Below are 26,818 nucleotides of genomic sequence, written 5' to 3'. Positions count from 1 at the left end.
ACTGTCATGCGCCCAGGCTAGCCCGCCTGCACTCAGAACGAGCCGCTGCCTCCGGCCTTGCCTGCGGCGTCAGGACCGTCTCCGGAAGGGAGCAAGGGTGGCGCGGATCTGATCGCCCGCGCCCCAGTCGTCGTCGAACTGGGCCAGAACGGCGAGGTGTTGTCGTAGTTGAACGATCGGCATGCGTACCCGCCAGTCATCGTCGAGGGAGGTCAGCTCCGCGTAGACGTCGAAGAATCGTTGGGCCTCGGGCGGGGGCGAGGTGGACCACATGTGGGCGAGGTCGACCTCGGCCCACATGTAGGACACGGCCGGGTCGATAAGCGCGGGCTGTCCGTCCGGGGTCGCCAGCACGTTGTGGGCCCACAGGTCGCCGTGCGTCAAACAGGCTGGCCGGTCCGGCAGTAGGTCGGGCAGCCGCTGACACAGTCGCTCCAGCGCTGCCCGGTCCGCGGAGTCGAGTGCCGCGTCGACGCGGGGCTGTCCGAGCCACCGGAGCAGCCGGTGCTGTGCGAAGAAGGCGAAGCCGTCGTCTTCCCAGGTGTTGACCTGCTGGCAGCGGCCGAGCCAGTTGTCGCGGTGCCATCCGAAGCGCGGGTGCGTGGTGCTCAGGTGCAGGCGGGCGAGGGCGTGCGCGATCTGCTCCCAGAAGCTCCGGCTGTGCGGCCTCGGGTGTAGCACCGACAACACGAGCAGTTCCCGCTCCGCGAGGATCACCTCGGGCGTGGCCACACCGCCGAGGTCGCGCAGGGCGACCAGCCCTTCGGCCTCCGCGCGGAACACGTCGTCGGTCGGCGCGTCGCCGAAGGCCTTGACGAACAGCGGTGGTGCGTCCCGGCGGGTGGCAATGCCTGCGAGCGCCGCGACGCCACCTGTCGCCGGCCGCACGGTGACGACATCCCGTATCCCGGCTCGGTGCAGACACTCCAGTAGGAACGTCGTCGGGGGGATCACGACACTCCTCCTGCCTGGGACGCGTGTGCGCCCCGATCGTATTGCGGGGGCTGCTGGTGCCGTCAGCCCATCAGCCCGTCAGATACGCGGTAAGCCGGTCGGCGAGTTGCGTCGGGTGGCTGAGCGCCACCGCGTGGCAGCCGTCGATCTCGTCGGGGACGACACCGAGTCGGTCGGTGGCCACCCGGCGTTGGAAGTCCACCGGGAAGAAGCGGTCCTCGCGGGCGATGAGCACCTTCGTCGGCACGTCCGGCCAGGCATCCAGCGGCCACGGTTCGTTCCACTCGGTGCTGATCTGGTCCCGTCCGTGCGCCGGAGCCTGCCACCCGGGTACGACAGGCGGGGCGGCCCCGGTCTGTCGCAGGGGCCGGGCAGAATCACGTTCGTGCGTGACTTGTCCCGCGAGGTGGTGAAGGCGGCCATGTCCTCGGCCCACCACAGGCCCTCCAGAGGCGGGACGACGTAGTCGCGCCCGAGGTGCCGCTTGCTGGCGAACTTGAGCTTGTACGCCACCGGGTAGAGCGCTTCGACGGCGGTGGTGAAGGCGGGTGAGGTGTTGGGGTCGCCGTGGCCGTCGATCATGAGGTAACACAGGTCGGGTACGTCGACGATCCGGAATCGTCCCCGTGGTGCCTGGTAGGCGTCGACGGTCTTCTTGAAGTCAACCTTGTCTGTCATCGGGTTCCTGGGCCGGGTCGAGCGGCGCACCGCCGAAGCCGATCTCGTTGCCGTCGGGGTCACGGTAGATCACCTTGCGCACACCGTTGTCGTACGTCTCTCGTGAGGCAGGTTGGATGCCTCGGGCGGCGATGCCGTCCACCCGCTGATCGAGGTCGTCGACGAACACGGTCTGGAGGGCGTGGCCGGCCCGCTCGGGCAGTTCCTCGATGTAGAGGTACCGGTGCTCGGCAAGCTCCCACACCGCCTCGGTGTCGTTCGGCACGAACGTGGGTGCGGAGCCCAGCAACCGCTCGTACCAGGTGAGGGCACGCTGATAGTCGCTTACCGGAAGCCCGGCGAAGAGGTCGACTGTCATGCGCCCAGGCTAATAGCTCTGGACGCGGGCCGGCGAGCCGGACCGTAAAGCACAAAGGCAAGGAGGAGAACTCCTTGCCACTATCAACATATACCGCACCCCCGGCATTGCGGCAAGACCCCGGTCGTGGCGCACAATCGTCGGCCAGCGCCTGAATCGGAACACCTGGGGGAAATGCATGTTCGATGTGGTCGTCGTCGGCGGCGGGCCGACCGGCATGATGCTGGCGAGCGAATTGCGGTTGCGGGGCGTTTGCGTGCTCGTGTTGGAGAAAGAGGCCGAGCCGCCGCCGTTCGTGCGGTCGCTCGGGCTGCATGTGCGCAGCATCGAGGTGATGGATCAGCGGGGGTTGTTGGAGCGGTTCCTCGAAAACGGTAAGCAGTTTCCGATCCGGGGATTCTTCGCGGGTATCGACAAGCCCGCCCCCAGTGGACTGGACACCGCCCACGGATATGTGCTCGGGATCCCGCAGACGCGCACCGATCGGCTGCTCGCCGAGCACGCGGCCGAGGTTGGCGCCGAGATCCGGCGGGGCTGCGCGGTGGTCGCGCTGGAGCAGGACGACGACGGTGTGACCGTCCACCTCGGAGACAGCAGCGTGTCGCCGGTGCGCGCCCGGTTCGTGATCGGTTGTGACGGCGGGCGCAGCACGGTTCGGAAGCTGCTCGGCGTCGGCTTCCCGGGCGAGCCCTCGCGAGTCGACACGCTGCTCGGTGAGGCCGAGGTGACGGCCTCGCCGGAGGACATCGCCGAGGTGGTGACCGAGGTACGCAAGACCGAGAAGCGGTTCGGGTTCGGGCCGTCGGGCACGCCGGGGACATTCCGGGTGGTCGTGCCGGCGGAGCACGTGGTCGAAGACCGGTCGAAGCCCCCGACGCTCGCGGAGTTCCAGCAACAGTTGCGCGCGTACGCGGGCACGGACTTCGGGCTGCACTCGCCCCGCTGGCTGTCGCGCTTCGGTGATGCCACCCGCCAGGCAGAGCGATACCGGGTCGGACGGGTGTTCCTGGCCGGTGACGCCGCGCACGTGCACCCGCCGATGGGCGGTCAGGGGCTGAACCTCGGGATCCAGGACGCCTTCAACCTGGGTTGGAAGCTGGCGGCGGCGATCAACGGCTGGGCGCCGGACGATCTGCTGGGCAGCTACGAGTCCGAGCGGCATCCGGTGGCAGCGGATGTGCTCGACAACACGCGGGCCCAGATGGAGTTGACCACGAACGAGCCCGGGCCGCAGGCCGTCCGACGGTTGGTGGCGCAGCTGATGGACTTCAACGACGTCAACCGGTTCCTGATCGAGAAGATCACGGCGATCGGTGTCCGGTACGACTTCGGCGAGGGCCATGCCCTGCTCGGGCGGCGGCTGCGCGACGTCCAGCTCGAACGTGGGCGGCTGTTCGAGCTGATGCGCTCCGGGAACGGGCTGCTGCTCGACCGGACCGGGCGACTCGCGGTGGACGGCTGGCGCGACCGGGTAGATCATGTCGTCGACACCAGCGAGGAGCTGGACGTGCCGGCGGTCCTGCTTCGGCCAGACGGGCACGTCGCGTGGGTCGGCGCGGACCAGCCGACCCTGGAGGCGGCGCTGTCCAGGTGGTTCGGTGGTGCTCGCTGACACGCACCGAGAACGAGGAGGTCGGCATGGCGTTGCCGCGGTGGCTCGCCCGGTTCAACAAACGGTTCGTCAACCCGCGGGAAGTCCGTCGGGGCGTCCGACCGGTCCTGACGCACGTGGGCAGATCGTCCGGCAGGACGTACCAGACTCCGCTGGACGCCCACCCGCTGCCCGACGGATACCTGTTCCTTCCGCTGTACGGGCCGCGTACCGACTGGGTCCGCAACGTCCTCGCAGCCGGAACGGCGCGGCTGTCCGTCGACGGCGAGCAGGTGCAGTTGGATTCTCCTCGGCTGGTGCGCAAGCAGGAGGTCTGGTCGCTGGTTCCGGCGGGCACCAAGGCGCCACCAGGCCTGTCCGACGAGTCCGAACTGCTGCGGATGAGCCTTCGCCGAGACTGACCAACGGACCGAGCCCGGCCCCGGTCTGTCGCAGGGGCCGGGCAGAATCACGTTCGTGCTGGTGGCGGTGGTGTCCGACGACCGGGGCGGGGGAGTTCTGCAACCCCTCGACCCGACCGGCGCGCCGCTGGGCGTGCCCGAACCGGTCGTCGATCTGCCCGCCGCGGTGGCCGCCCGGGAACGCACCGACCAGCCGCGCTGGGTGTGGGCATCCGGGGCCGCGCTCTACCCGGCGCTGCTACGCGCCGGGGTAACGGTGCAGCGCTGCCACGACGTGGAGTTGACCGAGGCGCTGCTGCTCGGGTACGCGGGCCGGTGGGGTGAGCCCCGCGGGCTGGCAGCGGCCTGGGCGCGGTTGACCGGCGCGCCGGTGCCGGCCGATCCGCCGCCGCGCGCCGCCACCCCGCCCGGCACCGGCCAGGCCGCGCTCTTCGACGCCGTGCCGGGGCCGCCGGGCCCCGGCCTCACCGCCCTGACCCGGGTGTACGCCGACCAACTCGGCCGGGTCGCGGGGACCGGTGACCCGGGCAGGTTCCGGTTGCTCGTGGCGGCCGAGTCGGCCGGTGCGTTGATCGCGGCCGAGATGGGCGCGGCCGGGCTGCCCTGGCGGGCCGACGTGCATGACGCGGTCCTCGCCGAGTTGCTGGGTGAACCCTCTCCGGTGGGTGGGCCGCCGCGCCGGTTGGCGGAGCTGGCCGCGCGGATCGCCGACGCGTTCGGGGTCCGGCAGGTGCACGCGGACAGCCCGGCCGAGCTGCTGAAGGCGTTCGCGCGGGTCGGCGTGGAGCTGCCGAACACCCGGGCGTGGGTGCTGCGCGGGGTCGATCATCCAGCGGTGCCGCTGATCCTGGAGTACAAGGAGCTGTACCGGATCTGGACGGCGCACGGCCGGGCGTGGCGGGACGCCTGGGTGCGCGACGGCCGGTTCCGCCCGGAGTACGTTCCCGGCGGGGTGGTTTCAGGGCGGTGGGCCACCCGGGGTGGCGGCGCGTTGCAGATTCCGAAGGTGATCCGCCGGGCGGTGGTGGCCGACCCGGGCTGGCGTTTCGTGGTGGCCGACGCCGGGCAGTTGGAGCCACGGGTGCTGGCCGCGGTCTCCGGTGACGCCCGGCTCGCCGCCGCCGGGGCGACCGGTGACCTTTACGCCGCCCTGGCTCGGGACGCGTTCGACGGTGACCGGGGCCGGGCCAAGCTGGCGCTGCTCGGGGCCATGTACGGGCAGACCGGTGGGGCCGCGGTGCCCGCGCTGGCGGTGCTGCGACGCAGCTATCCGACCGCGTTCGGCTACGTCGAGGCGGCGGCGCGGACCGGCGAGGTGGGCGGCCTGGTGCGTTCCTGGTTGGGGCGGACCTGCCCGCCCGGCACCGCCGGGTTCGGCGTGGACGAGGCGGTTGGGACGGATCCGGAGGCGGACAGCGACGCCCAGTCGCCCCGGGCCCGGGCCGCCCGGGCCCGGGGCCGGTTCACCCGCAACTTCGTCATCCAGGCCACCGCGGCCGAGTGGGCGTCCACCCTGCTCGCGGTGCTCCGCGGCGAGTTGGCCGGCACCCGGGCCGAGCTGGTCTTCTTCCAGCACGACGAGGTGATCGTGCACTGCCCTGTGGCGCAGGCCGGGCAGGTCGCCGAGGCTGTCGATCGGGCCGGTCGACGGGCCGCCGCGCTGCTGTTCGGGGACACTCCGGTCCGCTTCCCGTTGGATCTGTCTGTCGTGGAGTGTTATGCCGACGCGGCCTGACGGTGCCTTCGAAAAGGTCATGTCCTGCTGCGCCAACTAATCCGGGCGAGACTGTTCACCAGAATTTCGTGGCCCATACATCTCTGCGGAACAGGGAATTCGTCTTCCGGAAAAGGCGTCGCCCGCTGTTTTGGCGTGCGCCCGCCGTATGTCACTCTGGCTCCGCGAAGGTGACCACTTCGATCGACATGGTGTCGGGTCCGGGAGGCGGCATGGCCAGGCGCGTCTATCTGCATATCGGTGCGCCGAAGACGGGAAGCACCTATGTGCAGAACGTGCTCTGGAACAATTGCGCCGCTCTGCGGGACGCCGGCATTCTGTTGCCGGGAAGTGCCGTGGCGCACGACCACGCGATGGCCGATCTGCGGGCGGCGCCCTGGCGGGACAGCGACGTCTACTGGACCTGGGACCGGCTGGCCGAGAAGGCGCGCAGCTGGCCCGGTGATGTGATCATCAGTAACGAGGGGCTGGGCGCGGCGACCAGCGAACAGGCCGCCCGGGCGGTGGAGAGCCTGGAGGCCGCCGAGGTCCATGTCATCGCGGCCGGCCGTGACCTGTGGCGGACCTTCCCTTCCTTCTGGCAGCAGAGCGTCCGGGCGCGCAGTGGCTGGCGGTTCGGGGCGTTCATGCGCGCCGTCGAGGGTGGCAGGGCCGAGGCCTTCTGGAACAACCACACGGCGCCGCGCATGCTGCGCCGCTGGGGCGACCTGGTCCCCGCTGAGCACCGGTATCTGGTGACGGTACCGCCGCCCGGCGCACCGAGGGACCTGCTCTGGCGGCGGTTCGCCGGGATCCTGGGGATCCCGGACGGGCTGTGCCAGCTGGCGGAACCGACCTCCAACCCGTCGCTCGGCGCGGCCGAGATCGAACTGCTTCGCCGGGTCAACCTGGCGTTGGGCGACAGGTATCCGCTGCGGACGCCGTACCAGAAGGTGGTCCACCGACATCTCGTCGACGCCGTGCTCAAACGGCGTGAGGGGGTGCCCTTCGGCGTCGGCCTGGACCGGGCGGACTGGGTGCGGGAGCAGGCGGAGCAGCAGATCAAGGAGCTTCAGGACTACCCGTGCCGGATCGTCGGTGACCTCGACGACCTGCGGCCGACAGTGATGCGGCAGAGCATCAGCCCCGACGAACTGGACGAGGAACAGCTGCTCCAGGTCGCTGTCGAGACGATCGTGGGCATGCTGGGTCACGCCGACACCCTCAGTCGGCGGCCGGACGGCCTAGCCGACAGCGTCAACGTCCTCTCCCGGCTCAGGACCCGCGCGGCCGGTGGCGTCAAACGCCGGCTGCGGCTGGCTACCCGGCGCGATCCGTAGCCGATCAGATCGTGTCCCGGCGCTTCACCGGGCGGTGGCGGATGAGCCTCGGGCCGAACACAGCGGATCAGCCGAACATGATGCGAGCCGGATAGATACCCAATTTACACCAAATGCGCCGCCACTCTCCTCCGACCGCTGTCGTTGCAAACGGTGTGCGTAGGACGGGAGGGTCGGGGTCACACGGCCCCGACCGCTCCCACGCTGGAGGGAGCGCAGCTCTGAACCGGATCGCAGGAATGATCATCGCTGCGGGGGGTGGCCGCCGGATCGGCGGGCCGGAGGCCCTGCTGCACCAGGGCGGTAAACCCCTGGTCGACCAGATGATCGACACGCTGACGGAGGCAGGCTGCGGGCAGATCGTGGTCGTTCTGGGCGCCGCGGCCGACCAGGTCCGCCAGACCGCCGACCTGAGTCGCGCCACGGTGGTGGTCAACCGCGCCTGGGGTACCGGCGTGGGCTCGTCCATCCGGGCCGGTCTCGCCGGCATCGACGACGACCGGGTCGAGGCGGCGGTGGTGGTGCCGGTGGACATGCCCGGGCTCACCGCCGCAGCGGTCCGCCGGGTGGCCGCGCTGCCCTTCCCCGACGTGCTGGTCTGTGCCACCTACAACGGCCTGCGCGGTTACCCGATGCTGTTCGGCCGTCGGCACTGGCCCGGCATCGCCACCCTGGCCAGTGCCGACGTCGGCGCCCGCCCGTACCTGCTGGCGCACAAGGACCAGATCGTCGACATCGCCTGTGACGCGGTGGCCGACGGCAGCCGGGTCGACACCCCCGAGCTGATGGCCCTGTACGGCCTCACCGTCCCCGAACAACGCGTAGGCGCCTGACCCCCACCGCCCCTCCCGAGCGCGTTGATCAAGAAGTTTTGGTCGGGATCGCGCCGGCCGCAGGACCAGAACTTCTTGATCAACGCATATCAAGTCGGGCGGGGGCGGGGGCGGGGGTCAGGGGAGGCGGTTGGTGGTGGTCAGGCGGCGGTACCAGTGGGCGGAGTCCTTCCAGGTGCGCTGCTGGGTTTCGTAGTCGACGCGGATGATGCCGAAGCGGCGGTCGTAGCCGTACGCCCATTCGAAGTTGTCGAGCAGGGACCAGACGAAGTAGCCGCGTACGTCGGCGCCGGCGGCCATCGCGTCGTGCGTGGCGGCGATGTGCCGGTGGAGGTAGTCGATCCGGCGGTCGTCGTGGATCGTGCCGTCCGGCGACACGACGTCGTCGAAGGCGGCGCCGTTCTCGGTGATCATCAAGGGCTGGTCGGGATACTCGCGGTGCAGGCGCAGCAGCAGCTCGGTCAGGCCGGCCGGCTCGATGTTCCAGCCCATCGCCGTGTACGGACCGGGTTGCGGCAGGAACTCGACCTGCTCCGAGCCGACCCACGCCGAGTGCGCCGAGCGGCCGTGCCCGTCGGCGTCCGACTTGGGTGAGACGCCGTCCCAGGCACGGACAAGCGTGGTCGAGTAGTAGTTGACGCCGAGCACGTCCAGCGGCACCGCGGCGGTGGCCTCGTCGCCGTCCCGGACGAACGACCAGTCGGTGACCGCGGCGGTGTCGGCGAGCAGGTCCGGCGGGTACGCCCCGTCCAGCATCGGGCCGAGGAAGGCCCGGTTGGCCAGGGCGTCGATCCGGCGTGCCGCGTCGGCGTCGGCGGCCGAGCCCGACGCCGGCCGGATGACGTGCAGGTTCAGCGTGACCGAGAGCTGCGCCGCCGGTGCCAGGTCACGGATCACCCGGCCGGCCAGGCCGTGCGCCAGGTTCAGATGGTGTACGGCGGCCAGCGCCGCGGCCGGCTCGGTCCGCCCCGGCGCGTGCACCCCGGAGGCGTACCCGAGGTAGGCCGAGCACCACGGCTCGTTGAACGTGGTCCAGGTGTGCACCCGGTCCCCGAGCGACCCGACGATCTTCTCGGCATAGTCGGCGAAGCGTGCGGCGGTGTCCCGGGCCGGCCAGCCGCCCGCGTCCTCCAACTCCTGCGGCAGGTCCCAGTGGTACAGCGTGGCCACCGGCCGGATGCCGAGTTCGAGCAGCCGGTCCACCAGGCGGGAGTAGAAGTCCACTCCCGCCTGGTTGAGCGCGCCGGAGCCGCCGGGCTGCACCCGGGGCCAGGCGATCGAGAACCGGTACGCCCCGAGCCCGAGCGCGGCCACCTGGTCGAGGTCGTCGGCCCACCGGTGGTAGTGGTCGGCCGCGACGTCGCCGGTGTCCCCGTTCAGGGTGCGGCCCGGGGTGTGACTGTAGGTGTCCCAGATCGACGGCCCCCGTCCGTCCTCCTTCGCCGCGCCCTCGATCTGGTACGCCGCCGTCGCCGACCCCCACACGAATCCCTCAGGAAACACGACCTCGCTCATGTCGCCACCTCCGTCACCTCGCACTCGTACCCGGACGACGCGCCCGCCACCAGCTCGGCGCTGGCCGTTCCGTCCTGGTAGGACACCTCGAACTCGGTGCCCGGTCCGCCGTCGGGTGCCGGTACCCGCACCCGGGTCCGCTGCCCGGGGGCCGGCGCGAACATCCGCAGCCGTACGCCGTCGGCCCACGGGTAGTCCGGGCGGTCGGTGACCGAGCCGAACGCGATGACCGACCCGGGCCGGGCCAGCACCGGAACGCTGTCGAAGTCGTGCTTCTCGGTGACCCAGCCCGGACCGGTGACCTGTGCACCGGTGGTCAGCTGGGTCCAGGTGCCGGCAGGCACGTAGTAGGTCACCTGGCCGTCGGCGCTCATCACCGGTGCGACCAGCAGGTCCGGGCCCAGCATGTACTGCCGGTCGAGGTGCGCGGCGGTCGGATCGTCCGGGAACTCCAGGACCATCGGCCGCATCACCGGTACGCCCTCGCGGTGAGCCTCCTCGGCCGCTGCCGCGAGGTACGGCATCAGGCTCAGCTTGAGCCGGGTGAAGCGGCGCAGCACGTCGACCGCCTCGTCGTCGTACGCCCACGGCACCCGGTAGGAGCCGGAGCCGTGCAGCCGCGAGTGCGACGACAGCAGGCCGAAAGCGATCCAGCGTTTGAACACCGCCGGGTCGGGGGTGCCCTCGAAGCCGCCGATGTCGTGGCTCCAGTAGCCGAAGCCGGAGGCGGCCAGCGACAGCCCGCCGCGCAGCGACTCGGCCATCGCCACGAATGTCGACTCGCAGTCGCCACCCCAGTGCACCGGGAACTGCTGACCGCCGGCGGTCGCCGACCGGGCGAAGACGACCGCCTCGCCCTCCCCGCGTTCGGCCGCCAGCAGCTCGAAGACGGTCTTGTTGTAGAGGTACGCGTAGTAGTTGTGCATCCGTTGCGGGTCTGAGCCGTCGTGCCAGACCACATCGGTGGGGATACGCTCGCCGAAGTCGGTCTTGAAACAGTCGACGCCCATGTCGAGCAGCACCTTGAGCTTTCCGGCGAACCAGTCGACCGCGTCCGGGTTGGTGAAGTCGACGAGCGCCATGCCGGCCTGCCACTTGTCCCACTGCCAGACCGAGCCGTCCGGGTTGCGGACCAGGTAGCCGGCCTGCCGGCCCTCCTCGAACAGGTACGACCGCTGGGCGATGTACGGGTTGATCCAGACGCACACCTTCAGGCCACGCTCGTGCAGCCGGCGCAGCATCCCCTCCGGGTCCGGGAAGGTCGCCGGATCCCAGATGAAGTCGACCCAGTGGAACTGCCGCATCCAGAAGCAGTCGAAGTGGAACACCGACAGCGGCAGGTCCCGCTCGGCCATGCCGTCGATGAACTCGGTGACCGTCTTCTCGTCGTACGAGGTGGTGAACGAGGTGGACAGCCACAGCCCGTACGACCAGGCCGGGACCCGCGCCGGCCGGCCGGTGAGCGCGGTGTAGCGGCGCAGTACGTCCTTCGGGGTGGGCCCGTCGATCAGGTGGTACGTCAGCGACTGGCCCGGCACGCTGAACTGGGTCTGCGACACCACCTCGGAGCCGACCTCGAACGATACGTGCTCCGGATGGTCCACGAAGACCCCGTAGCCGGCGCTGCTGAGATAGAACGGCACGTTCTTGTACGCCTGCTCGCTGGCGGTGCCGCCATCGGCGTTCCAGATGTCGACGGCCTGGCCGTTCTTGACGTACGCGCCGAAACGCTCGCCCAGCCCGTAGATGGTCTCGCCGACGCCCAGGGCCAGCCGCTCGTGGACGTACTTGTTGCCCTCGGCGTCGGTGACCGCGCCGATGCTGCGCTCGGTGGACGAGGTGACCAACCGGTCGCCACGCAGGAAGTCCACCCGCCACGGCCCGGTCAGCGCGACCCGGACGGTCAGCTCGCCGGTGGTCAACCGCGCGCTGAGCCCGGTGACCTCCACCTGCACCGGATGCTCGGTGCTCTCGGCCAGGGTGAACCGCGGCTGCTTGGGCAGCCCACCGGTGTGGTGACCGATTGTCACCCCGACCACGCCGGGCGCGGGGGAGAAGAACCGTACGGTGATCACCGGCCGGTTGAGGGTGTCCCCGCGTCCGGTGATCCGCCCGATGGGTGCGAAGACGGTGAAGGACCGCTCGTCCGGCTCCACCGACTCCACGGTGCCGGGGCGCAGCACGCTGACCCCGGGACGCAGTTGCCAGTACCCGTCGGTGAACTTCACTTGTCGGCTCCTGCCGTGATGCCGCGCGAGAGGGTGCGCTGGAAGATGAGGAAGAACAGGATCGCCGGAAGGAGACTGATCAGTGCCCCGGCGTTCGTGGTGGGGGCGTCCATCAGCCGGTCGCCCTGCAACGAGGCCAGCGCGACCGGGACGGTCTGCGTCTGGTTGTCGATGAGCATGACCAACGGGATGAGGAACTCGTTCCAGGTCCAGATGAAGAAGAAGACGAGCAGCACCGAGATGGTGGGCCGGATGTTCGGCAGCACCACCCGCCACAGGGTTCGCCACCGGCCGGCCCCGTCGAGCGCGGCTGCCTCCAGCAGGGTGCGCGGGAAGGTGCCGAGCACCGAGGCGAGCAGGTAGGTGCCGAAGGCCGCCTGGATGACGGTGAAGATGATGATGACCGCCAGGCGGGTGTTGTAGAGCCCCGCCTCCTTGGCGAAGTGGTAGAGCGGGTAGATCAGCGCCTCCTGCGGCAGCATGTTGGCCAGCAGGAACAGGCCGATGATCCAGAGCCGGCCGCGGACCCGGCCGATGCCCAGGGCGTACGCGCTGAGCAGTGACACGACGACCGCGAGGACCGCCACCGAGCCGGAGATGAGCACCGAGTTCCACAGCTTCACCGGGAAGTCGACCTGCTCCCAGTAGGTGCGCAGGCCGGTGGTGTAGAACTCGCCCGGCCAGCTCAACGGGCCGTTTGTCGAGTAGTCGCCGGGCGACTTGAAGGCGTTGAGCAGCATGAACGCGAACGGCACCAGCATGGCGAGTGCCGCCGCGCCGACCAGCGCGAGCACGATCCACCGGGCGATGCCCCGGTGCCGCCGGTCAGCGGGACGCCGTACCCGCCGGGGCGGGGTGAGGGTGATCGCCATCAGAGCACTCCGTCCCGGCGCTCGGCACGGTTCTGCGCCCGGATGAACAGCACCGCGACCACGACGATGATCAGGGTCAGCACCATCGAGATCGCCGAGCCGTAGCCGACCTGCAACCGCTTGAAGAAGGTGAAGTACGCGAAGTAGGAGGGCACGTTCGTGGCGTTCTCGGGCCCGCCGCGGGTCAGCGCGAAGATCGGGCCGAAGACCTTCATCGCGGCGATGGTGCAGGTGAGCCCGACCACGAACGTCTCCGGCCGGATCTGCGGCAGGGTGATCGCCCGGAACCGCCGGAACCAGCCGGCCCCGTCGATCTCCGCCGCTTCGTACAGCTCCGGGTTCACCCGTTCCAGGGCGGCCATGAAGACCACCACCGGGTAGCCGAGCTGAACCCAGATCATCACGGCCATCACGGCGGGCAGCGCGGTGTTCGGGTCGCCAAGCCAGTCGTGGGTGAGCGAGCCGAGCCCGACTGCGTCGAGCAGCCCGTTGAGTGCGCCGTCGGGCCGCAGGATCCAACCCCAGACGATGCCGGCCACCACGACCGGGAGCACCTGCGGCAGGTAGAAGGCGGCCCGCAGCGCGGCGGCGGTGCGGGGCCGGAACCGGCGTCCGATGGTGTCGAAGAGCACCGCGGCGAGCACCAGTCCGATCAGGGTGGGCAGCACCACCATCGCGATGATCATCGCGACGGTGTTCTGGAACGAGGTCCAGAAGACGTCGTCGGTCAGCAGATCGCGGTAGTTGTCCAGCCCGATGAAGGTGGGGTCGCCGACGCCGGACCACTTGGTCAGTGAGAGGTAGCCGGTGTAGACCAGCGGACCGCCGATGACCAGCAGGAAGAGGACCGCGCCGGGGAGCAGGTAGAGCCAGTACCCGGCGTCGGAGCCGGACCGGCGGCGCCGACCTGCCGGTTTCCGGGCCGGGGCGTCGACCGTGTCGAGGGATGCCATGGAAATCCTTCCAGGGGCGGGGCAGGCGCGCGGGCGCGCCTGCCCCGGCCGCCGTCAGTCGCGCTTGATCTCCGCGACGCCGTCCTGGTACGGCCCAGAGATCGCGTCGAGGACCTGCGCGGGCGACCTGGACTGGTTGATCAGGCCCTGGAATCCGGAGACCAGCACGTCGTAGTAGCCCGGGACCGGCCAGTCCGGGTAGAAGGCCAGACCGTCCTGGGAGCTGACCGTGTTGAAGTCCTCGATCAGCTTGCGGTCCTTCGGGTCGTTGATCGTCGCCGGGTCACCGGCCACCGGCACGCCACCGTTGTTGCCGATCAACGCCTGGATCTCCGGCCGCATGGTGATGTCGATGAAGTCGTACGCCAGGCTCTTGGCCTTGCTCGTCTCCGGGACCACCCACAGGTTGCCCGAGGAGCCGGCGTGCAGGGTGTTGCCGGGGAAGAGGAAGGTGTCCCAGTCGAAGGAGATCTCACTTTTGAAGCGGCCGAACCACCAGCTGCCGGAGACGATCATCGGGGTCTTGCCGGAAATGAATCCGGTGCCCATGTCCTCCGCCTTGAGGCTGGCGGAGTCCTTGGCGATGTACCCCTTGTCCACCCATTCGGCGAAGGTCTCGGCGCCGTACTTGAGCGGGTCGGCGGTGAAGTCCACCGGGTTGGCGTAGAGCTGGTAGTTGTCGACGAAGGCCCGGTCGGCCCGGGAGAGGGCGAGCTGGTAGAAGAGTTGCCCGGCCGGGTACTCGGCGCCGGACATGCCCAGCGGCGTGACGCCCTTGGCGACGAAAGTGTCCATCGCGGCGGTCATCTCGGCCAGCGTCGTCGGCACCGTGACCCCGTGCTCGGTGAAGAGGTCCTTGTTGTAGTAGACCATCACGTACTCGCCGTAGTTGGGCACGCCGTACCAGTTGCCGGAGCCCATGACGCCGTTGTCGTACCTGGCCGTGGTCTGGAGGCTGGGGCTGAGCGCGGTGTCCCAGCCACGCTCGGTCGCCTCCTCGGTGAGGTCGGTGAGCAGGCCCTGCGAGGAGAGCAGCCCGGCGGTCGCGTTGCCCTTGTTGTACTCCATCACGTCCGGACCCTCGGACGAGTTGATGATCATGCCAGCGTTCTGCTGGATCTGCTCGAACGCCTTGCGCTCGAAGCGCACCTCGACGCCCTCGTGCTCTTCCTTGAAGATCTCGATCGCCCGGTCCCAGGCGATGCCCATGGCGCTGTTGGCGCTCTCGTAGTGCCAGAGCTTGAGGACGTTGGCCTCGCTGTCGCCACCGTCGTCGCCGCACGCCGCCAGGCTGGTCGCCGCGAGCGCCGCCACTGTGGCGGCCACGGCTACGCTACGGAATCGTCGCATTGCTAGTCTCCCTGGTGAGTATCGAGCCGGTACTCCTTCAAGCCCGTCGTCGCGTGGCAGCGCGACGGCGGGCTGCTTCGGTACCCGGGGACGACCGTTCGTCGGCCGCCTCCGGGTCGGTGGTGCTGGCAGCCGGCGTACGTGGCGGGCCGCTGGATCCACGGACCTCCAGCACGCACGGCAGCAGTTCCTGGTGGATCTCCCCGTCGCCGCTCTCGACGTGCCGCAGCAGCGTCTGCACCGCGATGCGGCCGAGCGCCGAGCCGGGCGACGTCATCGCCGTCAACGCGGGCGTGGCCAGCTCGGCGACCTGCGGTGAGGTGACCATCGAGACGACGGACACGTCGTCGGGGACGGTCAGCCCCCGGGTGGACAACTCGCCGAGCAGCCCGAAGACGGCGCTCTCGTTCATCGCCAGCACGGCGGTGAGATCGGGCTCCTGGCGCAGCGCGCTGGCCAGTGCCGCTCGACCACTGGCGGCGCTGTCCTCGGCGGGGATCATCAGCGGTGTCAGACCGTGCTCGGTCATCGCGGCGGTGAACGAGTCACGGGTGCGCAGGGCCGGGCCGTAACCCTCGGCGATGGTGTCGGCCGAGTGGTTGACGTAGACGATGCGCCGGTGGCCGAGGCCGACCAGGTGGTCGACCGCCGCGCGGACGGTGCGGTCGAAGTCGATGTCGACGTACGACAGGCCGCTCGGGTCCTCGGTGCGCCCGATCAGCACCGTCGGCACGCCCGCCTCGCGCAGCACGTCCACCCGGGGGTCGTGCAGCTGGACCTCCATCAGCAGCGCACCGTCGAGGATGCGCTGGCTGGCCAGCCGGCGCAGCTCGTCGAGGTCGCCGACGCCGATCGGGGAGAGCACCAGGTGGTAGCCGGCGGCCACGGCGGCGGAGGTCGCGCCGGTGACGAAGGCGGTCTCGGTGGCGCCGATGCCGCGCTCGTCCATCGGCAGCAGCAGGCCGAGGATCCGACTGCGCCGGCTGGCCAGCCCACGGGCCAGGGCGTTGGGCTGATAGTCCAGCTCGGCCATGGCGGCGAGGACCTTGTCCCGGGTGGCCTGGGAGATCGGTCGGGCGCCGGTGAGCACGTACGACACGGTGCTGACCGACACCTGGGCGCGACGTGCGACGTCCTGCATGGTGGCCATCCGGCACCTCCTCGCGGTATGCCCCGGCGTTGTCGAAGCGCTTCGACTAAGCGGTTCGACAGAAGGTAGGTCAGGTGTTACGACCACGTCAATAGGCAGTGACGAACTGAGGTCGGATCCCGCTCGATCAGCGTGCCGGCAGGTCGAATCAGCCTGTGGGCAGGTCGAAGAGGTCCGTTGCGGCCTGCCAGCAGACCATCCGCAGCCAGTCGTCACCCAGGTCGAGCCCGGCCAGACCGGTCAACTGGTCGGCGTAGGGGTAGGGGATGTTGGGGAAGTCGCTGCCCAGCAGCACCTTCCCGGCCAGCCCCAGCTCTCGCAGGCGCGGCAACTCCTCGGCCGGGAAGGGCACGAGCTGATCGAGGAACGGGGTGAAAGCCATCGTGGTGTCCAGCCGGACCCGCTCGTGCCGCTCGGCGAGTTCCAGGAAGGCGGGATAGTCGGGCGCACCCAGGTGGGCGACGATCGCGGGCAGCCGCGGGTGCCGGGCGAGCAGCGCGGCGAACGGCTCCGGCCCGGTGTGCGCGGTGCCCACCGGCGCGTGCCCGGCATGCACGACCACCGGCACGTCGGCCGCGCTGAGCAGGTCCCACACCGGCGCCAACGCCGGGTCCGTGGGTGCGAAACCACCCACCTGGAAATGCACCTTGAACACCCGGGCACCGGCGTCGATCGCCTCGGCGACGTAGCGCGGCGCCGTCGGCTCGGGGAAGAAGGTGGCCGACGGCAGGCATCCGGGGGTGTCGCGGGCGAAGTCCAGCGTCCACTGGTTGAGTTGCTCGGCCATGCCGGGCCGGTGGGCGTACGCGAGTGCGCTGAATGCCCGTACCCCCAGCCGACGGAGGTGATCGACGCGTTCCGCGTCGCTCCACCGGTACCGGATCGGCCACTCCAACCCCACCAACGGACCGGCCGACTCGAAGTACTCCCACACGCGGCGGCGCAGCCTCGGCGGCAGGAAGTGCACGTGGACGTCGGCCAGACCGGGCAGACCGAGCCCCTGCCAGAACCGTGGCACCGCCTCGTCGGCGGCCACGATCGCCGGGTCGACGGGCTCGACGCTCACAGGTCGAGGTTGAACTTCTGGAGCACCGAGGGAGCGACCAGCCCGACCGCGGCCAGCACCGACACGATGGTCAGTGCGGTGCGGACCACGACGATCTCGGTCTTGCCCCCGGCCCGCAGCGCGATCTTGTCGGGCAGGCTGATCGGTGTCCACATCCGGCGTTTGATCGGAATCGGCCAGAGAATCGGTACGCCGGCTCTGGTGATCATGTCACCGATGATATGCACGAAACTGCCCACGCCGACGGCCAGCCCGATCATCGGATAGCCCCGGTCGCCGGGCAGGTTCGCCGCGGTGAACGTGGCCGCGCCGGCCGAGACCAGGGTGACGATGACCCAGCCCGCGCGCTCGGCCCACTCGTCGAACAGGCCGCGCAGCGCGAGGCCGATCATGAAGAACAGGATGCCGATGACCGCCCACTTGCCGTACCGCGCGCAGAGCGTGGTGGTGCCCCAACCGACCAGCACGGTGAACGGGATGGTGTGGGTGAGCGTCCGGTGGCCGTTGCTGCGCTTGGGATCGCGGCTGAGCTTTGTGGCGTAGTAGACGCCCAGCGAGACCTTCTCCACCACCTCGGCGATGAACAGCGAGAAGACACCGAACGTGCGGGCCACGGTCGCGCCGCCCTGGTTGCGGGTGACCTTGCCGGACAGATCGAGATCGGGCAGCAAAGCCCCACCGGCGCAGACGGCGGTGCCGACGGCCAACGCCAACGGCGACTGCTCGTAGTCGTAGAAGTGCTGTAGCGCCCAGGACCCGCTCAGCCATACCGCCGCGCCAGACAGCGCGTGCGACGGTCCCATCATCTCGGCTCGCCCTCCCCAGGGATCTTGAGCGCCAAAACTACGCCACTGTAGTTCGCGGCGACGCCGCAGGGGGACCATCCTTGTTGTCCACTTCGGACAACCATCGGAGGTGGTCGGTGGGCCGGGCCGACCACCAGGAAGTATGGCAGCGTGTGACGGTCGGTCGGCCCGATCTGTCGGCGATGGGACGGGCGGCGTCACCACCAGCGCTTGCGCGGCGCGCGGACGGTCACGTCGCCGAAGATCGCCCGGCAGCGCACCTCGATCACTGGTGCGCCCGCCGCGACAGGGCCGCTCAGCTTGGACTGCTTGCTCCCGAAGATCGCGCTGCCGGTGAGCCGGACATCGGTGCCCTCCGCCACGACGATCGTGACGTTGCCGAAGATCGCCTCGGCGTCGATCCGGGTCACCCGCCCGGGCAGCCGGGCCTCGTGCAGCTCGATCCGGCAGTCACCGAAGACCGCCCGGGCCTCGATGCGCTCCGGTGCCGGCCATGCGCCCTTACGCACCTCGTTGCCGAAGACGGCCAGCAGCTTCTCCGTCGCCGGGACGAGCGCGCCGGCGGCGGGTCGGGTCGCCGCGTCGGGCAGGTCCCTGGTCACCCTGGCCAGTTCCCCGCGGGTCTGTGCGGCGTGGGCCGTACCGGCCCGCTCGGAGTACTCGTCGAGGGTCAGCCGGCCCTCGGCCGTCGCCTTGCCGAGCAGCTCCACGACCTCCTCCCGTTCCCGGTCGGAGACTCGCAGCTGGTCGGTGTCGTCGTGCCGGTCCGGTTCCACGGTCCGAGACTAACCGTGTCCCGCGAGCGCCCTAGGGACGGAAGCTGAGCCGGACGGTCGCCAGGTCGCTCGCCGCAGCCGCCCAGTCATGTTCGCGTGTGATCCAACCCAACGTCCAGGAGCGGCCCCGCGTCGGATCCGGCACGATCTGCGTGGCGCGCAGCCGGTCACCGTGCGGCGTCAACCACCCGAACTCCCACTCGACGGCGTCGCCGACCCGGCCGAGGCGGAACTCCTGGTAGCCGGGCAGGGTGCCGTCGGCCAGTTCCCGGTCCCGCACCGCCCGGAGCCGGGCGGCCGGTTCGGTGGTGACGTCGGCGCTGTCCGCGACGGTGAACGCACGACCGGTGGCCGGATCCTGGAAGCAGGCCACGTCGTTGTCGCGGGAGTGCCGCCAGTCGGCCGGCAACGCCACCCGGAAGCCGCCGGCATCGGCGTGCCACACCCAGCCGGCGGGCGGCCGGAATCCGTCGGTCGGACGGGGTGGGGCGGTGCGCAGCGAGGCGCCGTCGACCCACGGGCGTACGCAGGGCAACGGCGGGGGGACGACGCCGCCGGGCGGCGGACCGGGCGGGCGTCGCCCGTCGCGCGGGAACGGGCCGCCGGGCCCCGGCGCGCCCACGTCGTACGAGGGCGGGCTCTGCGTCGCCGGGCCGGGTTGGTCCGCGCCGGTGCCGACCACCGTGAGTGCGGTGCCGATCCCGGCCGCCATGGCGACCAGCACGGCGACCCCCGCCAGTGCCCAGGACCGGGCCACCGGCTCCCGGCGCTGCCCGGTTCCCGGCGTCGCCGCCGGGGTGCTGGCGGGCGCGGTCGGTGGCGGTGACCCGCCGGTCCGGCCCGGGCCGTCCCCGCCGGTCCGGCCCGGGCCGTCCCCGCCGGTCCGGCCCGGGCCGTCCCCGCCGGTCTGATCCGGGTCGTGCCCGGCCGACGGCCGGGTGGCCTCGTCGGCGCTCGGGCGCCGGTTCGGCTCCCTGCGGGGCGAGCCGGCGGTCATCGCCGGAGCGTCAGCGGCCTCGATGGACGCGGCGGTGCCGGCGGGAGACCCTCCGGCCGTGGGCAGCGGAGCGGTGTCCTCGCCTGACCGGTCGGGCAGGTCGGCCGGGTCGGGGCCGGTGGCGGCCAGCAGCCGGCGGCGCGTCTCGGCGTGGTCGGTGCGGTGCGCGGGGTCGCGGCGCAGCAGTCCGGCCAGCACCGCCGACAGCGGCCCGGCGTGCGGTGCCGGGTCCGGTGGTGCGGAGGCCAGCGCGCTCAACGTCGCCATGGCGGTGCTGCGGGCGTACGGGGCGCGGCCCTCGACGGCGGCGTGCAGCGTGGCGCCGAGCGACCAGAGGTCGGCGCGTTCACTGGACACCCCGTCGGCGGCCCGCTCCGGCGCGACGTACTGCGGCGAACCCAGGATGGTGCCGGGCCCGGTCATCGTCTGATCGCCACCGTCGAACACGGCCAACCCGAAGTCGGTCAGCAGCACCCGGCCGTCGTCGGCGACGAGGACGTTCGCCGGCTTGACGTCGCGGTGCAGCACCCCGGCGTGGTGCGCCGCCCGCAGCGCGTCCAGCAGCGCCAGACCGATCCGAGCGGTCCGCTGCGGCGACAGCGGCCCGTCCGCGTCGAGGAGGTCCTGGAGGGTACGCGACGGCACGTACTCCATCACGATCCACGGCTCGTCGGCCTCGGCGACAACGTCGTAGACGCGGACCACGTTGGGATGGTTCAGCCGCGCCGCGGTCCGCGCCTCACGCAGCGTGCGGGCCCGCGACTGGTCCAGCTCGTCACCGCCGAGCCAGGCCGGCAGCACCACCTGCTTGATCGCCACCTGGCGGTGCAGCAGCTCGTCCTCGGCCCGCCACACCGTCCCCATCCCGCCGCGCCCGACCAGATCGAGCAACCGGTACCGGCCGGCGATCACCGCTCGCACATTTCTCCCATCCGCCACGGTCCGGCGTACATCCCCAGGGTCTGGTCGACGTCCTCGGCACAATCGAGCACGTCGACTCCGACCCTAGCCAGCGGATCGGGAATCACCTATCCGACAGGTCCACTCAGGAGGCGGCACCTCCCACCGCGAGGAGGTTGCCGTCCGGGATGGCGATCGTCTGCCGGCGTGTGGGCAGCTCGGCGGCGACGCGCCGGGGTTGCGGCGCGGTGTGCTCGCGGCGGGCCGCGGCGTACGTGTCGGCGGTGCGGTCGGCGATGGTGGCCCAGCCGTAGCGCCGGCCGACCATGCTGCGTGCCTGGCGAGCGACGCGGCGGGCGAAGACCTCGTCGCCGAGCAGCTGCCCGACGGCGCCGGCCAGCGCCGACGGGTCGCTGTGCGGGAAGGTGACGCCGGTGACGCCCGGTTCGACGATCTCGGCGAGTCCGCCGGTGCGGGCCACGGCCAGTGGCGCTCCGGCTGCGGCGGCCTCCAGCGCCACCATGCCGAAAGGTTCGTAGAGGCTGGGCACCACCGTCGCGTCGGTGGCGCCGAGCACCGCCGGCAGCTGGGTGTTGTCGAGGAAACCTGTGAAGCGGACGGTGCCGGCGAGCCCGAGCTGGTGGGTCCGGTCCTCCAGCTCGCCCCGGTAGGGGCCGTCCCCGGCGATCAGCACCCGCAGCCCGGGATGCCGCGCCCGTAGCTTCGGCACGGCGTCGACCAGGTGCTGCACGCCCTTCTCGTAGACCAGGCGGCCGGCGTACCCGACCAGCGGCCCGTCCCCGGCGAAGCGGGCCCGGGCCGAGGCGACCGCGCGGGGCCGGGCCCGCCAGGCCCGGTCGTCGACCCCGTTGGGCACCACGTCGACGCGCTGTCCGGGGGTGCCGAACAGCCTGGTGACCTGTTCGCGCATGTAGCCCGAGCAGGCGATGACCCGGTTCGAGGCGTTGCTCAGCCAGTGCTCGACGCCGTGGATGGTGCGGTTCATGTCTTCGGGTAGCCAGCCCTGGTGCCGGCCGGCTTCGGTGGCGTGGATGGTGGTGACGAGGGGGAGGTGGAGGTGGTCGCGCAGGGTCATGGCGGTGTGGGCGACGAGCCAGTCGTGGGCGTGGATGACGTCGTACTGACCGGTGCTGGTGGCGTGCAGGGCGGCACGGGTGAGGGTGTGGTTGAAGGCCATCGTCCAGGCCAGCAGGGAGTTGGTGGCGAGGGGGAAGGCGACGGGGTCTTCGGCGGCCCGGATGACGCGTACGCCGTCGACGTATTCCTCAAGGGGTGCGCCGTCGGTGTGGCGGGTGACGACGGTGACCTGGTGACCGGCGGCGGCCAGGGCCACCGACAGGGCGTGCACGTGTCGGCCGAGCCCGCCGACGAGAACGGGTGGGTACTCCCACGACAGCATCAGCACCCGCTGCGAGCGTGCGGGGTTGATGTCGATCACGTCGGCGTTCGGTGACATACGCGCCCCCTTTGACTTGTCTCCGCGCACCCCTGGGAAGCCCCCTGACGGGTGGCGTTCGCGTTGCGGCCGGATCGGGACCAATCCTGGTCGCACCTGGCTAACCAGCGGAGACATAACCGTTGCGGGGGTGTAAAGCGCTACCGGCGGACGCGCAGCAGTTCCGCCACCGACCATGCCTGGAAGGGACAACCGGTGGCGGTGTGCGGGGCCGTACCGTCGGCCGTCTCGCTGACCGAGCCGAGGCCGTACTCGCTCAGGTGCGCCTCCAGACCGGTGAACAGGTCGTCGACCGGCAGACCGGCCCGCCGGACGGCGTCGGCGTACGGACCGATCAGCCACGGCCAGACCGTGCCCTGGTGGTACGCGGTGTCCCGCTCGGCCGGCCCGCCCCGGTGCCGGCCCAGGAAGCCGGGACAGTCGGGGGAGAGGCTGCGCGGGCCGAGCGGAGTGAGCAGCCCCGCCCCGAGGTGGCCCAGCGCCTCGGCATCCGGCTCCATCGGCGCGAACGGCAACGACCAGGCCAGCAGCTGGTTGGGACGCAGCAGGTCGTCGTCGTGGTGGGTCGCGCCACCGAGCGGGTACGCCGGTGCGGGCGCGTCGACCACGTCGTGCAGCCAGCCGGCCGGGGTGGGAAACCGCTTCCGGAACGCCTCGACCGCCCGCTCGTGCAGCCGGTGCAGCCCCCCGGCGTCCTGCCCGGCCAGCTCGGCCAGTTCGGCGACCCCGGCCACCCCGTTGACCCACAGGGCGTTGACCTCCACCGGCTTGCCGTGACGCGGGGTGACCGGCACCCCGTACACCCGGGCGTCCATCCAGGTCAGCGCGGCGCCGGGGGCACCGCAGGCGAGCAGCCCGTCGGTCGGATCGACGGCGATGCCGTACCGGGTGCCGGCCACGTGGGCGTCGATCACCGCGCGCAACGCCGGCAGCAGGTCGTCGCCGAGGTCGGTGTCACCGGTGACGGTGACGTGCCGGCTGACCGCGTGCAGGAACCACAACGTGCCGTCGACGGTGTTGTACTCGACCCGCCCGGTGTCGGCGGTGTTGGCCAGCATCCCCTCCGACAGCGTCGCCGCGTACGAGCGCAGCAGCTCACGGCCCAGGTCGGCCCGACCGGTCCGGAGGAAGAGCCCCTCGTACGAGATCATCGTGTCCCGCGACCAGGCGCCGAACCACGGATAGCCGGCCACCACGTCCGGACCGGTGGCGGTCCGCACGACGAACGCGTCGGCGGCGAGCGCCAGGGTCGCCTCGACCGCGTCGGCCGGCCGGGCCGCCGCGACCACCTGCCGGTTGCGTTGCCGCGCCGACGCCACCACCTGCGGTCCCGGCGGTGGTTCCTGCTCCAGGTCCGTGGCCCAGGCCAGCACCGAGAGCGTGTCCCCGGGGCGGTGCAGGGTGTCGCGGAACTGGCCCGCATACCACAGGTCCTCCTCCGGGTGCAGGCCGCGCGCCGCCTCCTCACGGTGGTACACCCCCCGCCACCAGTGGCCCTGCGGCGACCAGCCGGGCCCGGACAGCCGGTACGCCTCCTCGATCACCGCGCCGCCGTCGACCGGGTCCATCCGCAGCGGTGGTCCGTCGCCGCGCCGCTCGCCGTGCGCGTCCCGCCAGGTGCAGGCGGCGGCCAGTTCCAGCTCGACCGGGCCGCCGCTGACCAGCCGGTGCACCACCGCCACGCAGGAGCGGCCGGGCAGCATGGCCAGCTCCCGCTCGATCACCACGTCGCCGATGCGCCACCGCCAGCGCGGCAGCCCGTCGGTCAGGTCGAAGCGTTCCAGCAGCTCGAAGCCGCGCGGGTCCACATCGCCGGAGACCCACTCGTGCGCGCCGAGGCGCACCCGGGCACCGGAGGGCAGCAGCACCGCCGGATCGAGGCTTACCAGTCCCACCTTTCGGGAGGCCGGCGTTTCACCCGGAACCACCAGCAGCCCGTGGTAGCGGCGGGTGCGCAACCCGCCGACGGTGCCCATGGCGTACCCGCCGAGGCCGTCGGGTACCAGCCATTCACGGCTGGCGGCGCTGGTCAGCTCGCCGCAGACCTGCGAACCGTAGCGAATTTCGATCAACTTTCCTCCACGGCGGCGAGGTGTAACACGACACGACGACAATGGCCGCTGTGGTGCAGTACCCCGGCGGCGTCGAAGATGTTCAGGTGATCACTGACGGTTCGCCCTCCGCCCCCGACGTCGAGCGGATCCGGCTCGCCCAGGCCGATGCCGGGGAGCAGGACTGGCGCGCATGGGGTCCCTATCTGTCCGAGCGGGCGTGGGGGACGGTACGGGAGGACTACAGCGAGCACGGCACGGCCTGGGACTACTTCCCCCATGACCATGCGCGGTCCCGAGCCTACCGGTGGTCCGAGGACGGCATGGCGGGCGTGTGTGACGACCGGCAGACGTTCTGTTTCGCTCTCGCGTTGTGGAACGGACGCGATCCGATCATCAAGGAGCGGATGTTCGGCCTCGGTGGGGACGGCGGCAACCACGGCGAGGACGCCAAGGAGTACTGGTGGTACGAGGATTCCACCCCCACCCACTCCTGGATGCGGTGGCGGTACCACTATCCGCAGGCCGCCTTCCCCTACGACGAACTGGTCGCGGTCAACGGCCTGCGGGGCCGTGACGACACGGAGTACGAGCTTGTCGACACCGGCATCTTCGACGACGACAGGTACTGGGCGGTGACCGTCGACTACGCCAAGGCCGGACCGACCGACATGTGCATCGTGGTGACCGTGGCCAACCGTGGCGAGGAGGCCGACCGGCTGCACGTGCTGCCGCACCTGTGGTTCCGCAACACCTGGGCGTGGGGGCTGCCCGGCGGTGACCGGGTGCCCCGGATCGTCGGGTCCGGGCGGCGGCTGGTCGGCGAGCACTGGGTGCTCGGTCAGGTCGTGCTCGAAGGCGACGGCGACCCGACGCCGCTGCTCTGCGACAACGACACAAACGCCGAGCGGCTGTGGGGGCTGCCGAGTCGCACCCCGTACCCGAAGGACGGCATCAACGACCATGTGGTCGACGGTGCGGAGACGGTCAACCCGCAGTCGGAGGGCACCAAGGGAGCGCTGCACTACGTGCTGGACGTGCCGGCCGGCGAGCAGCGGCGGATCCGGCTGCGGCTGACCCGTACGGCCCCGCCGCCCGGCGGCGGCGAGCCGCCGCCGGCCGACCTGGGCGACGGCTTCGACGCGGCGGTGTGGGCCCGTCGCGCCGAGGCGAACCGGTTCTTCGACACGGTCATCCCGGCCAAGGCCAGCCCCGACGAGGCGTTGATCGCCCGGCAGGCCATCGCCGGGCTGATGTGGGGCAAGCAGTTCTACCACTTCGACGTCAAACGGTGGTTGGAGGGCGATCCCGGTTCGAACCCGCCGGCCGGTCGCCGGCACGGGCGCAACAGCCACTGGTGGCACATGACCAGCTTCGACGTCATCTCCATGCCGGATCCGTGGGAGTACCCGTGGTACGCCGCCTGGGACCTGGCCTTCCACTGCGTGAGCATCGCCCGGGTCGACCCCGGCTTCGCCAAGGAGCAACTGCTGCTCCTGCTGCGGGAGTGGTACCTGCACCCCAACGGGCAGATCCCGGCGTACGAGTGGGCCTTCGGCGACGTGAACCCGCCGGTGCACGCCTGGGCGGCGTTGAAGGTTTTCGAGATCGACGGCAGCCGGGACCACGACTTCCTGGCCCGGATGATGCACAAGCTGCTGATGAACTTCACCTGGTGGGTCAACCGCAAGGACACCGGCGGCAACAACGTCTTCGAGGGCGGGTTCCTCGGGCTGGACAACGTCGGCCCGTTCGACCGCTCGGCGGCGCTGCCGGTGGCCGGGGTGCTGGAGCAGTCCGACGGCACCGGCTGGATGGCGATGTACGCGCTCAACCTGCTGGACATCGCCATCGTGCTGGCCGAGCACGACCGGACCTGGGTGGACACCGCGACGAAGTTCTTCGAACACTTCGCCTACATCGCGGCGGCCGCGTACGACCAGGGGCTGTGGGACGACGAGGACGCGTTCTTCTACGACGTGCTGCGGTTGGCCGACGGCACGAAGGTGCCGTTGAAGGTGCGCTCGGTGGTGGGTCTGCTGCCGTTGGCCGCGGTGACCCGACTGACCGCGCGAACCCTGCACCGGCTGCCCGAACTGGGCGCCCGGCTGCGCTGGTTCCTCACCAACCGACCCGAGTACGCCGCGGTGGTCGGCGCGCGGCGGCTCGGTCCGGACGGGCGGCAGCAACGGTTGCTGTCCATGTGCGGCCCGGAGCAGGTGGTGCGGCTGCTCGCCCGGATGCTGGACACCGACGAGTTCCTCTCCGAGTACGGGCTGCGTACGCTGTCCCGCGCCCACCTGGACAAGCCGTTCGCGGTGACCCTGGGCGGGCAGGAGTTCTGCGTAGGCTACGAGCCCGCCGAGTCGACGAGCGGCCTGTTCGGCGGCAACTCCAACTGGCGCGGTCCGATCTGGATGCCGACCAACTTCCTGTTGATCAGCGCGTTGCGGGACTACGCCGCGTTCTTCGGCGACGACCTCCAGGTGGAGTATCCGACCCGTTCCGGGGTGAAGAAGACCCTCGACGAGATCGCCGACGACCTGTCGGCCCGGCTGATCGCGCTGTTCACCCGCGACGGCTGGGGCCGCCGGCCGATCTACGGCGCGGCGCAGTTGTTCCAGACCCACCCGGACTGGCGTGACCTGATCGCGTTCCCGGAGTACTTCCACGGCGACAACGGCGCCGGCCTGGGTGCCTGGCACCAGACGGGCTGGACCGCCCTGGTCGCCGACCTCATCCTCACCCTGCGCCGCTGACCGGGCTGCCCGGCAGACCTGCCTTCAG

General features: G+C 70.9%; 21 protein-coding genes and 1 pseudogene. 6 read left to right on the top strand and 16 right to left on the bottom strand.

Going from position 1 to position 26,818, the window contains the following annotated elements:
- Nucleotides 1-69: 69 nt before the first annotated feature.
- The 4 genes and pseudogenes from ACN26Z_RS21690 to ACN26Z_RS21675 form a co-directional block, all read right to left on the bottom strand.
- A complete protein-coding gene (locus ACN26Z_RS21690) occupies nt 70-954 on the bottom strand; it encodes a fructosamine kinase family protein (protein ID WP_421463209.1) in 885 nt (294 codons plus the stop codon).
- A 70-nt stretch (nt 955-1,024) separates the two neighbouring features.
- The gene (locus ACN26Z_RS21685) at nt 1,025-1,201 is read right to left on the bottom strand and encodes an alpha/beta fold hydrolase (RefSeq protein ID WP_421464748.1); all 177 of its coding nucleotides are present in this window, start codon (nt 1,199-1,201) and stop codon (nt 1,025-1,027) included.
- Nucleotides 1,202-1,341: 140 nt separating this feature from the next.
- A pseudogene (locus ACN26Z_RS21680) lies at nt 1,342-1,632 on the bottom strand (hypothetical protein); the annotation flags it as partial.
- A complete protein-coding gene (locus ACN26Z_RS21675; protein WP_421463207.1) occupies nt 1,616-1,990 on the bottom strand; it encodes a VOC family protein in 375 nt (124 codons plus the stop codon). The gene ACN26Z_RS21675 and the pseudogene ACN26Z_RS21680, both read right to left, overlap by 17 nt.
- A 178-nt stretch (nt 1,991-2,168) precedes the next feature.
- Between ACN26Z_RS21675 and rox the strand changes: the two genes are divergently transcribed.
- The 5 genes from rox (at nt 2,169) to ACN26Z_RS21650 (ending at nt 7,890) form a co-directional block, all read left to right on the top strand.
- Nucleotides 2,169-3,602, top strand: a complete 1,434-nt coding sequence (gene rox / locus ACN26Z_RS21670; RefSeq protein ID WP_421463205.1) for a rifampin monooxygenase — start codon at nt 2,169-2,171, stop codon at nt 3,600-3,602.
- A gap of 26 nt (nt 3,603-3,628) precedes the next feature.
- On the top strand, nt 3,629-4,003 hold the full coding sequence (locus tag ACN26Z_RS21665) for a nitroreductase family deazaflavin-dependent oxidoreductase (protein ID WP_139233179.1): 375 nt from the start codon (nt 3,629-3,631) through the stop codon (nt 4,001-4,003).
- A gap of 25 nt (nt 4,004-4,028) precedes the next feature.
- Nucleotides 4,029-5,738 (top strand): bifunctional 3'-5' exonuclease/DNA polymerase, encoded by a 1,710-nt coding sequence (locus ACN26Z_RS21660; RefSeq protein ID WP_421464690.1) that lies wholly within the window; start codon nt 4,029-4,031, stop codon nt 5,736-5,738.
- A gap of 212 nt (nt 5,739-5,950) precedes the next feature.
- A complete protein-coding gene (locus ACN26Z_RS21655) occupies nt 5,951-7,057 on the top strand; it encodes a hypothetical protein (RefSeq protein WP_421463203.1) in 1,107 nt (368 codons plus the stop codon).
- Between the two features lie 239 nt (nt 7,058-7,296).
- Nucleotides 7,297-7,890, top strand: coding sequence for a nucleotidyltransferase family protein (locus tag ACN26Z_RS21650; RefSeq protein WP_093407260.1), 594 nt, complete (start codon nt 7,297-7,299; stop codon nt 7,888-7,890).
- A 117-nt stretch (nt 7,891-8,007) separates the two neighbouring features.
- On the opposite strand, the gene ACN26Z_RS21645 is transcribed toward ACN26Z_RS21650, so the two are convergent.
- The 12 genes from ACN26Z_RS21645 to ACN26Z_RS21590 form a co-directional block, all read right to left on the bottom strand.
- Complete coding sequence (locus tag ACN26Z_RS21645; RefSeq protein ID WP_421463201.1) at nt 8,008-9,405, bottom strand: GH1 family beta-glucosidase; 1,398 nt, start codon at nt 9,403-9,405, stop codon at nt 8,008-8,010.
- Entirely contained in the window at nt 9,402-11,633 is a 2,232-nt protein-coding gene (gene yicI / locus ACN26Z_RS21640) for an alpha-xylosidase (protein WP_421463199.1), read from the bottom strand. Before yicI ends, ACN26Z_RS21645 begins: the two co-directional genes overlap by 4 nt.
- Nucleotides 11,630-12,505, bottom strand: a complete 876-nt coding sequence (locus tag ACN26Z_RS21635; protein ID WP_282237599.1) for a carbohydrate ABC transporter permease — start codon at nt 12,503-12,505, stop codon at nt 11,630-11,632. The genes yicI and ACN26Z_RS21635 overlap by 4 nt, the downstream gene beginning before the upstream one ends.
- Nucleotides 12,505-13,458 carry a carbohydrate ABC transporter permease gene (locus ACN26Z_RS21630; RefSeq protein ID WP_093407249.1) on the bottom strand — a complete coding sequence of 318 codons (954 nt, stop codon included), beginning with the start codon at nt 13,456-13,458 and terminating at the stop codon, nt 12,505-12,507. Before ACN26Z_RS21630 ends, ACN26Z_RS21635 begins: the two co-directional genes overlap by 1 nt.
- 54 nt (nt 13,459-13,512) lie before the next feature.
- Complete coding sequence (locus ACN26Z_RS21625; RefSeq protein WP_093407246.1) at nt 13,513-14,808, bottom strand: ABC transporter substrate-binding protein; 1,296 nt, start codon at nt 14,806-14,808, stop codon at nt 13,513-13,515.
- 37 nt (nt 14,809-14,845) lie between these two features.
- Complete coding sequence (locus tag ACN26Z_RS21620; protein WP_093407243.1) at nt 14,846-15,958, bottom strand: LacI family DNA-binding transcriptional regulator; 1,113 nt, start codon at nt 15,956-15,958, stop codon at nt 14,846-14,848.
- A 148-nt stretch (nt 15,959-16,106) separates the two neighbouring features.
- Nucleotides 16,107-16,997 (bottom strand): amidohydrolase family protein, encoded by an 891-nt coding sequence (locus tag ACN26Z_RS21615; RefSeq protein ID WP_421464689.1) that lies wholly within the window; start codon nt 16,995-16,997, stop codon nt 16,107-16,109.
- A 23-nt stretch (nt 16,998-17,020) separates the two neighbouring features.
- Complete coding sequence (locus ACN26Z_RS21610) at nt 17,021-17,830, bottom strand: metal-dependent hydrolase (protein WP_093407241.1); 810 nt, start codon at nt 17,828-17,830, stop codon at nt 17,021-17,023.
- A 197-nt stretch (nt 17,831-18,027) separates the two neighbouring features.
- Nucleotides 18,028-18,606, bottom strand: coding sequence for a DUF1707 SHOCT-like domain-containing protein (locus tag ACN26Z_RS21605; RefSeq protein WP_421463197.1), 579 nt, complete (start codon nt 18,604-18,606; stop codon nt 18,028-18,030).
- A gap of 31 nt (nt 18,607-18,637) precedes the next feature.
- Nucleotides 18,638-20,515, bottom strand: a complete 1,878-nt coding sequence (locus tag ACN26Z_RS21600; RefSeq protein ID WP_421463195.1) for a serine/threonine-protein kinase — start codon at nt 20,513-20,515, stop codon at nt 18,638-18,640.
- Between the two features lie 133 nt (nt 20,516-20,648).
- Complete coding sequence (locus ACN26Z_RS21595; RefSeq protein WP_282237604.1) at nt 20,649-21,980, bottom strand: glycosyltransferase family 4 protein; 1,332 nt, start codon at nt 21,978-21,980, stop codon at nt 20,649-20,651.
- Nucleotides 21,981-22,120: 140 nt separating this feature from the next.
- Complete coding sequence (locus ACN26Z_RS21590; protein ID WP_421463192.1) at nt 22,121-24,052, bottom strand: amylo-alpha-1,6-glucosidase; 1,932 nt, start codon at nt 24,050-24,052, stop codon at nt 22,121-22,123.
- Between the two features lie 41 nt (nt 24,053-24,093).
- Between ACN26Z_RS21590 and ACN26Z_RS21585 the strand changes: the two genes are divergently transcribed.
- The gene (locus ACN26Z_RS21585; RefSeq protein WP_421463190.1) at nt 24,094-26,790 is read left to right on the top strand and encodes an MGH1-like glycoside hydrolase domain-containing protein; all 2,697 of its coding nucleotides are present in this window, start codon (nt 24,094-24,096) and stop codon (nt 26,788-26,790) included.
- The last annotated feature ends 28 nt before the right edge of the window (nt 26,791-26,818 follow it).

It is taken from the genome of Verrucosispora sp. WMMD703 (genome assembly GCF_049178935.1).
Classification (GTDB): Bacteria; Actinomycetota; Actinomycetes; order Mycobacteriales; family Micromonosporaceae; genus Micromonospora; species Micromonospora sediminimaris.
The sequence above is the reverse complement of the archived record's forward strand: the minus strand, read 5'-3'. Positions and strand labels throughout refer to the sequence as shown.

Bases quoted from the DNA above. Each gene is read 5' to 3' on its own strand.
- ACN26Z_RS21675 (WP_421463207.1), bottom strand. From the start codon at position 1,990: ATGACAGTCGACCTCTTCGCCGGGCTTCCGGTAAGCGACTATCAGCGT.
- rox (WP_421463205.1), top strand. From the start codon at position 2,169: ATGTTCGATGTGGTCGTCGTCGGCGGCGGGCCGACCGGCATGATGCTG.
- ACN26Z_RS21665 (WP_139233179.1), top strand. From the start codon at position 3,629: ATGGCGTTGCCGCGGTGGCTCGCCCGGTTCAACAAACGGTTCGTCAAC.
- ACN26Z_RS21655 (WP_421463203.1), top strand. From the start codon at position 5,951: ATGGCCAGGCGCGTCTATCTGCATATCGGTGCGCCGAAGACGGGAAGC.
- ACN26Z_RS21650 (WP_093407260.1), top strand. From the start codon at position 7,297: ATGATCATCGCTGCGGGGGGTGGCCGCCGGATCGGCGGGCCGGAGGCC.
- ACN26Z_RS21645 (WP_421463201.1), bottom strand. From the start codon at position 9,405: ATGAGCGAGGTCGTGTTTCCTGAGGGATTCGTGTGGGGGTCGGCGACG.
- ACN26Z_RS21635 (WP_282237599.1), bottom strand. From the start codon at position 12,505: ATGGCGATCACCCTCACCCCGCCCCGGCGGGTACGGCGTCCCGCTGAC.
- ACN26Z_RS21630 (WP_093407249.1), bottom strand. From the start codon at position 13,458: ATGGCATCCCTCGACACGGTCGACGCCCCGGCCCGGAAACCGGCAGGT.
- ACN26Z_RS21625 (WP_093407246.1), bottom strand. From the start codon at position 14,808: ATGCGACGATTCCGTAGCGTAGCCGTGGCCGCCACAGTGGCGGCGCTC.
- ACN26Z_RS21620 (WP_093407243.1), bottom strand. From the start codon at position 15,958: ATGGCCACCATGCAGGACGTCGCACGTCGCGCCCAGGTGTCGGTCAGC.
- ACN26Z_RS21610 (WP_093407241.1), bottom strand. From the start codon at position 17,830: ATGATGGGACCGTCGCACGCGCTGTCTGGCGCGGCGGTATGGCTGAGC.
- ACN26Z_RS21595 (WP_282237604.1), bottom strand. From the start codon at position 21,980: ATGTCACCGAACGCCGACGTGATCGACATCAACCCCGCACGCTCGCAG.
- ACN26Z_RS21585 (WP_421463190.1), top strand. From the start codon at position 24,094: ATGGCCGCTGTGGTGCAGTACCCCGGCGGCGTCGAAGATGTTCAGGTG.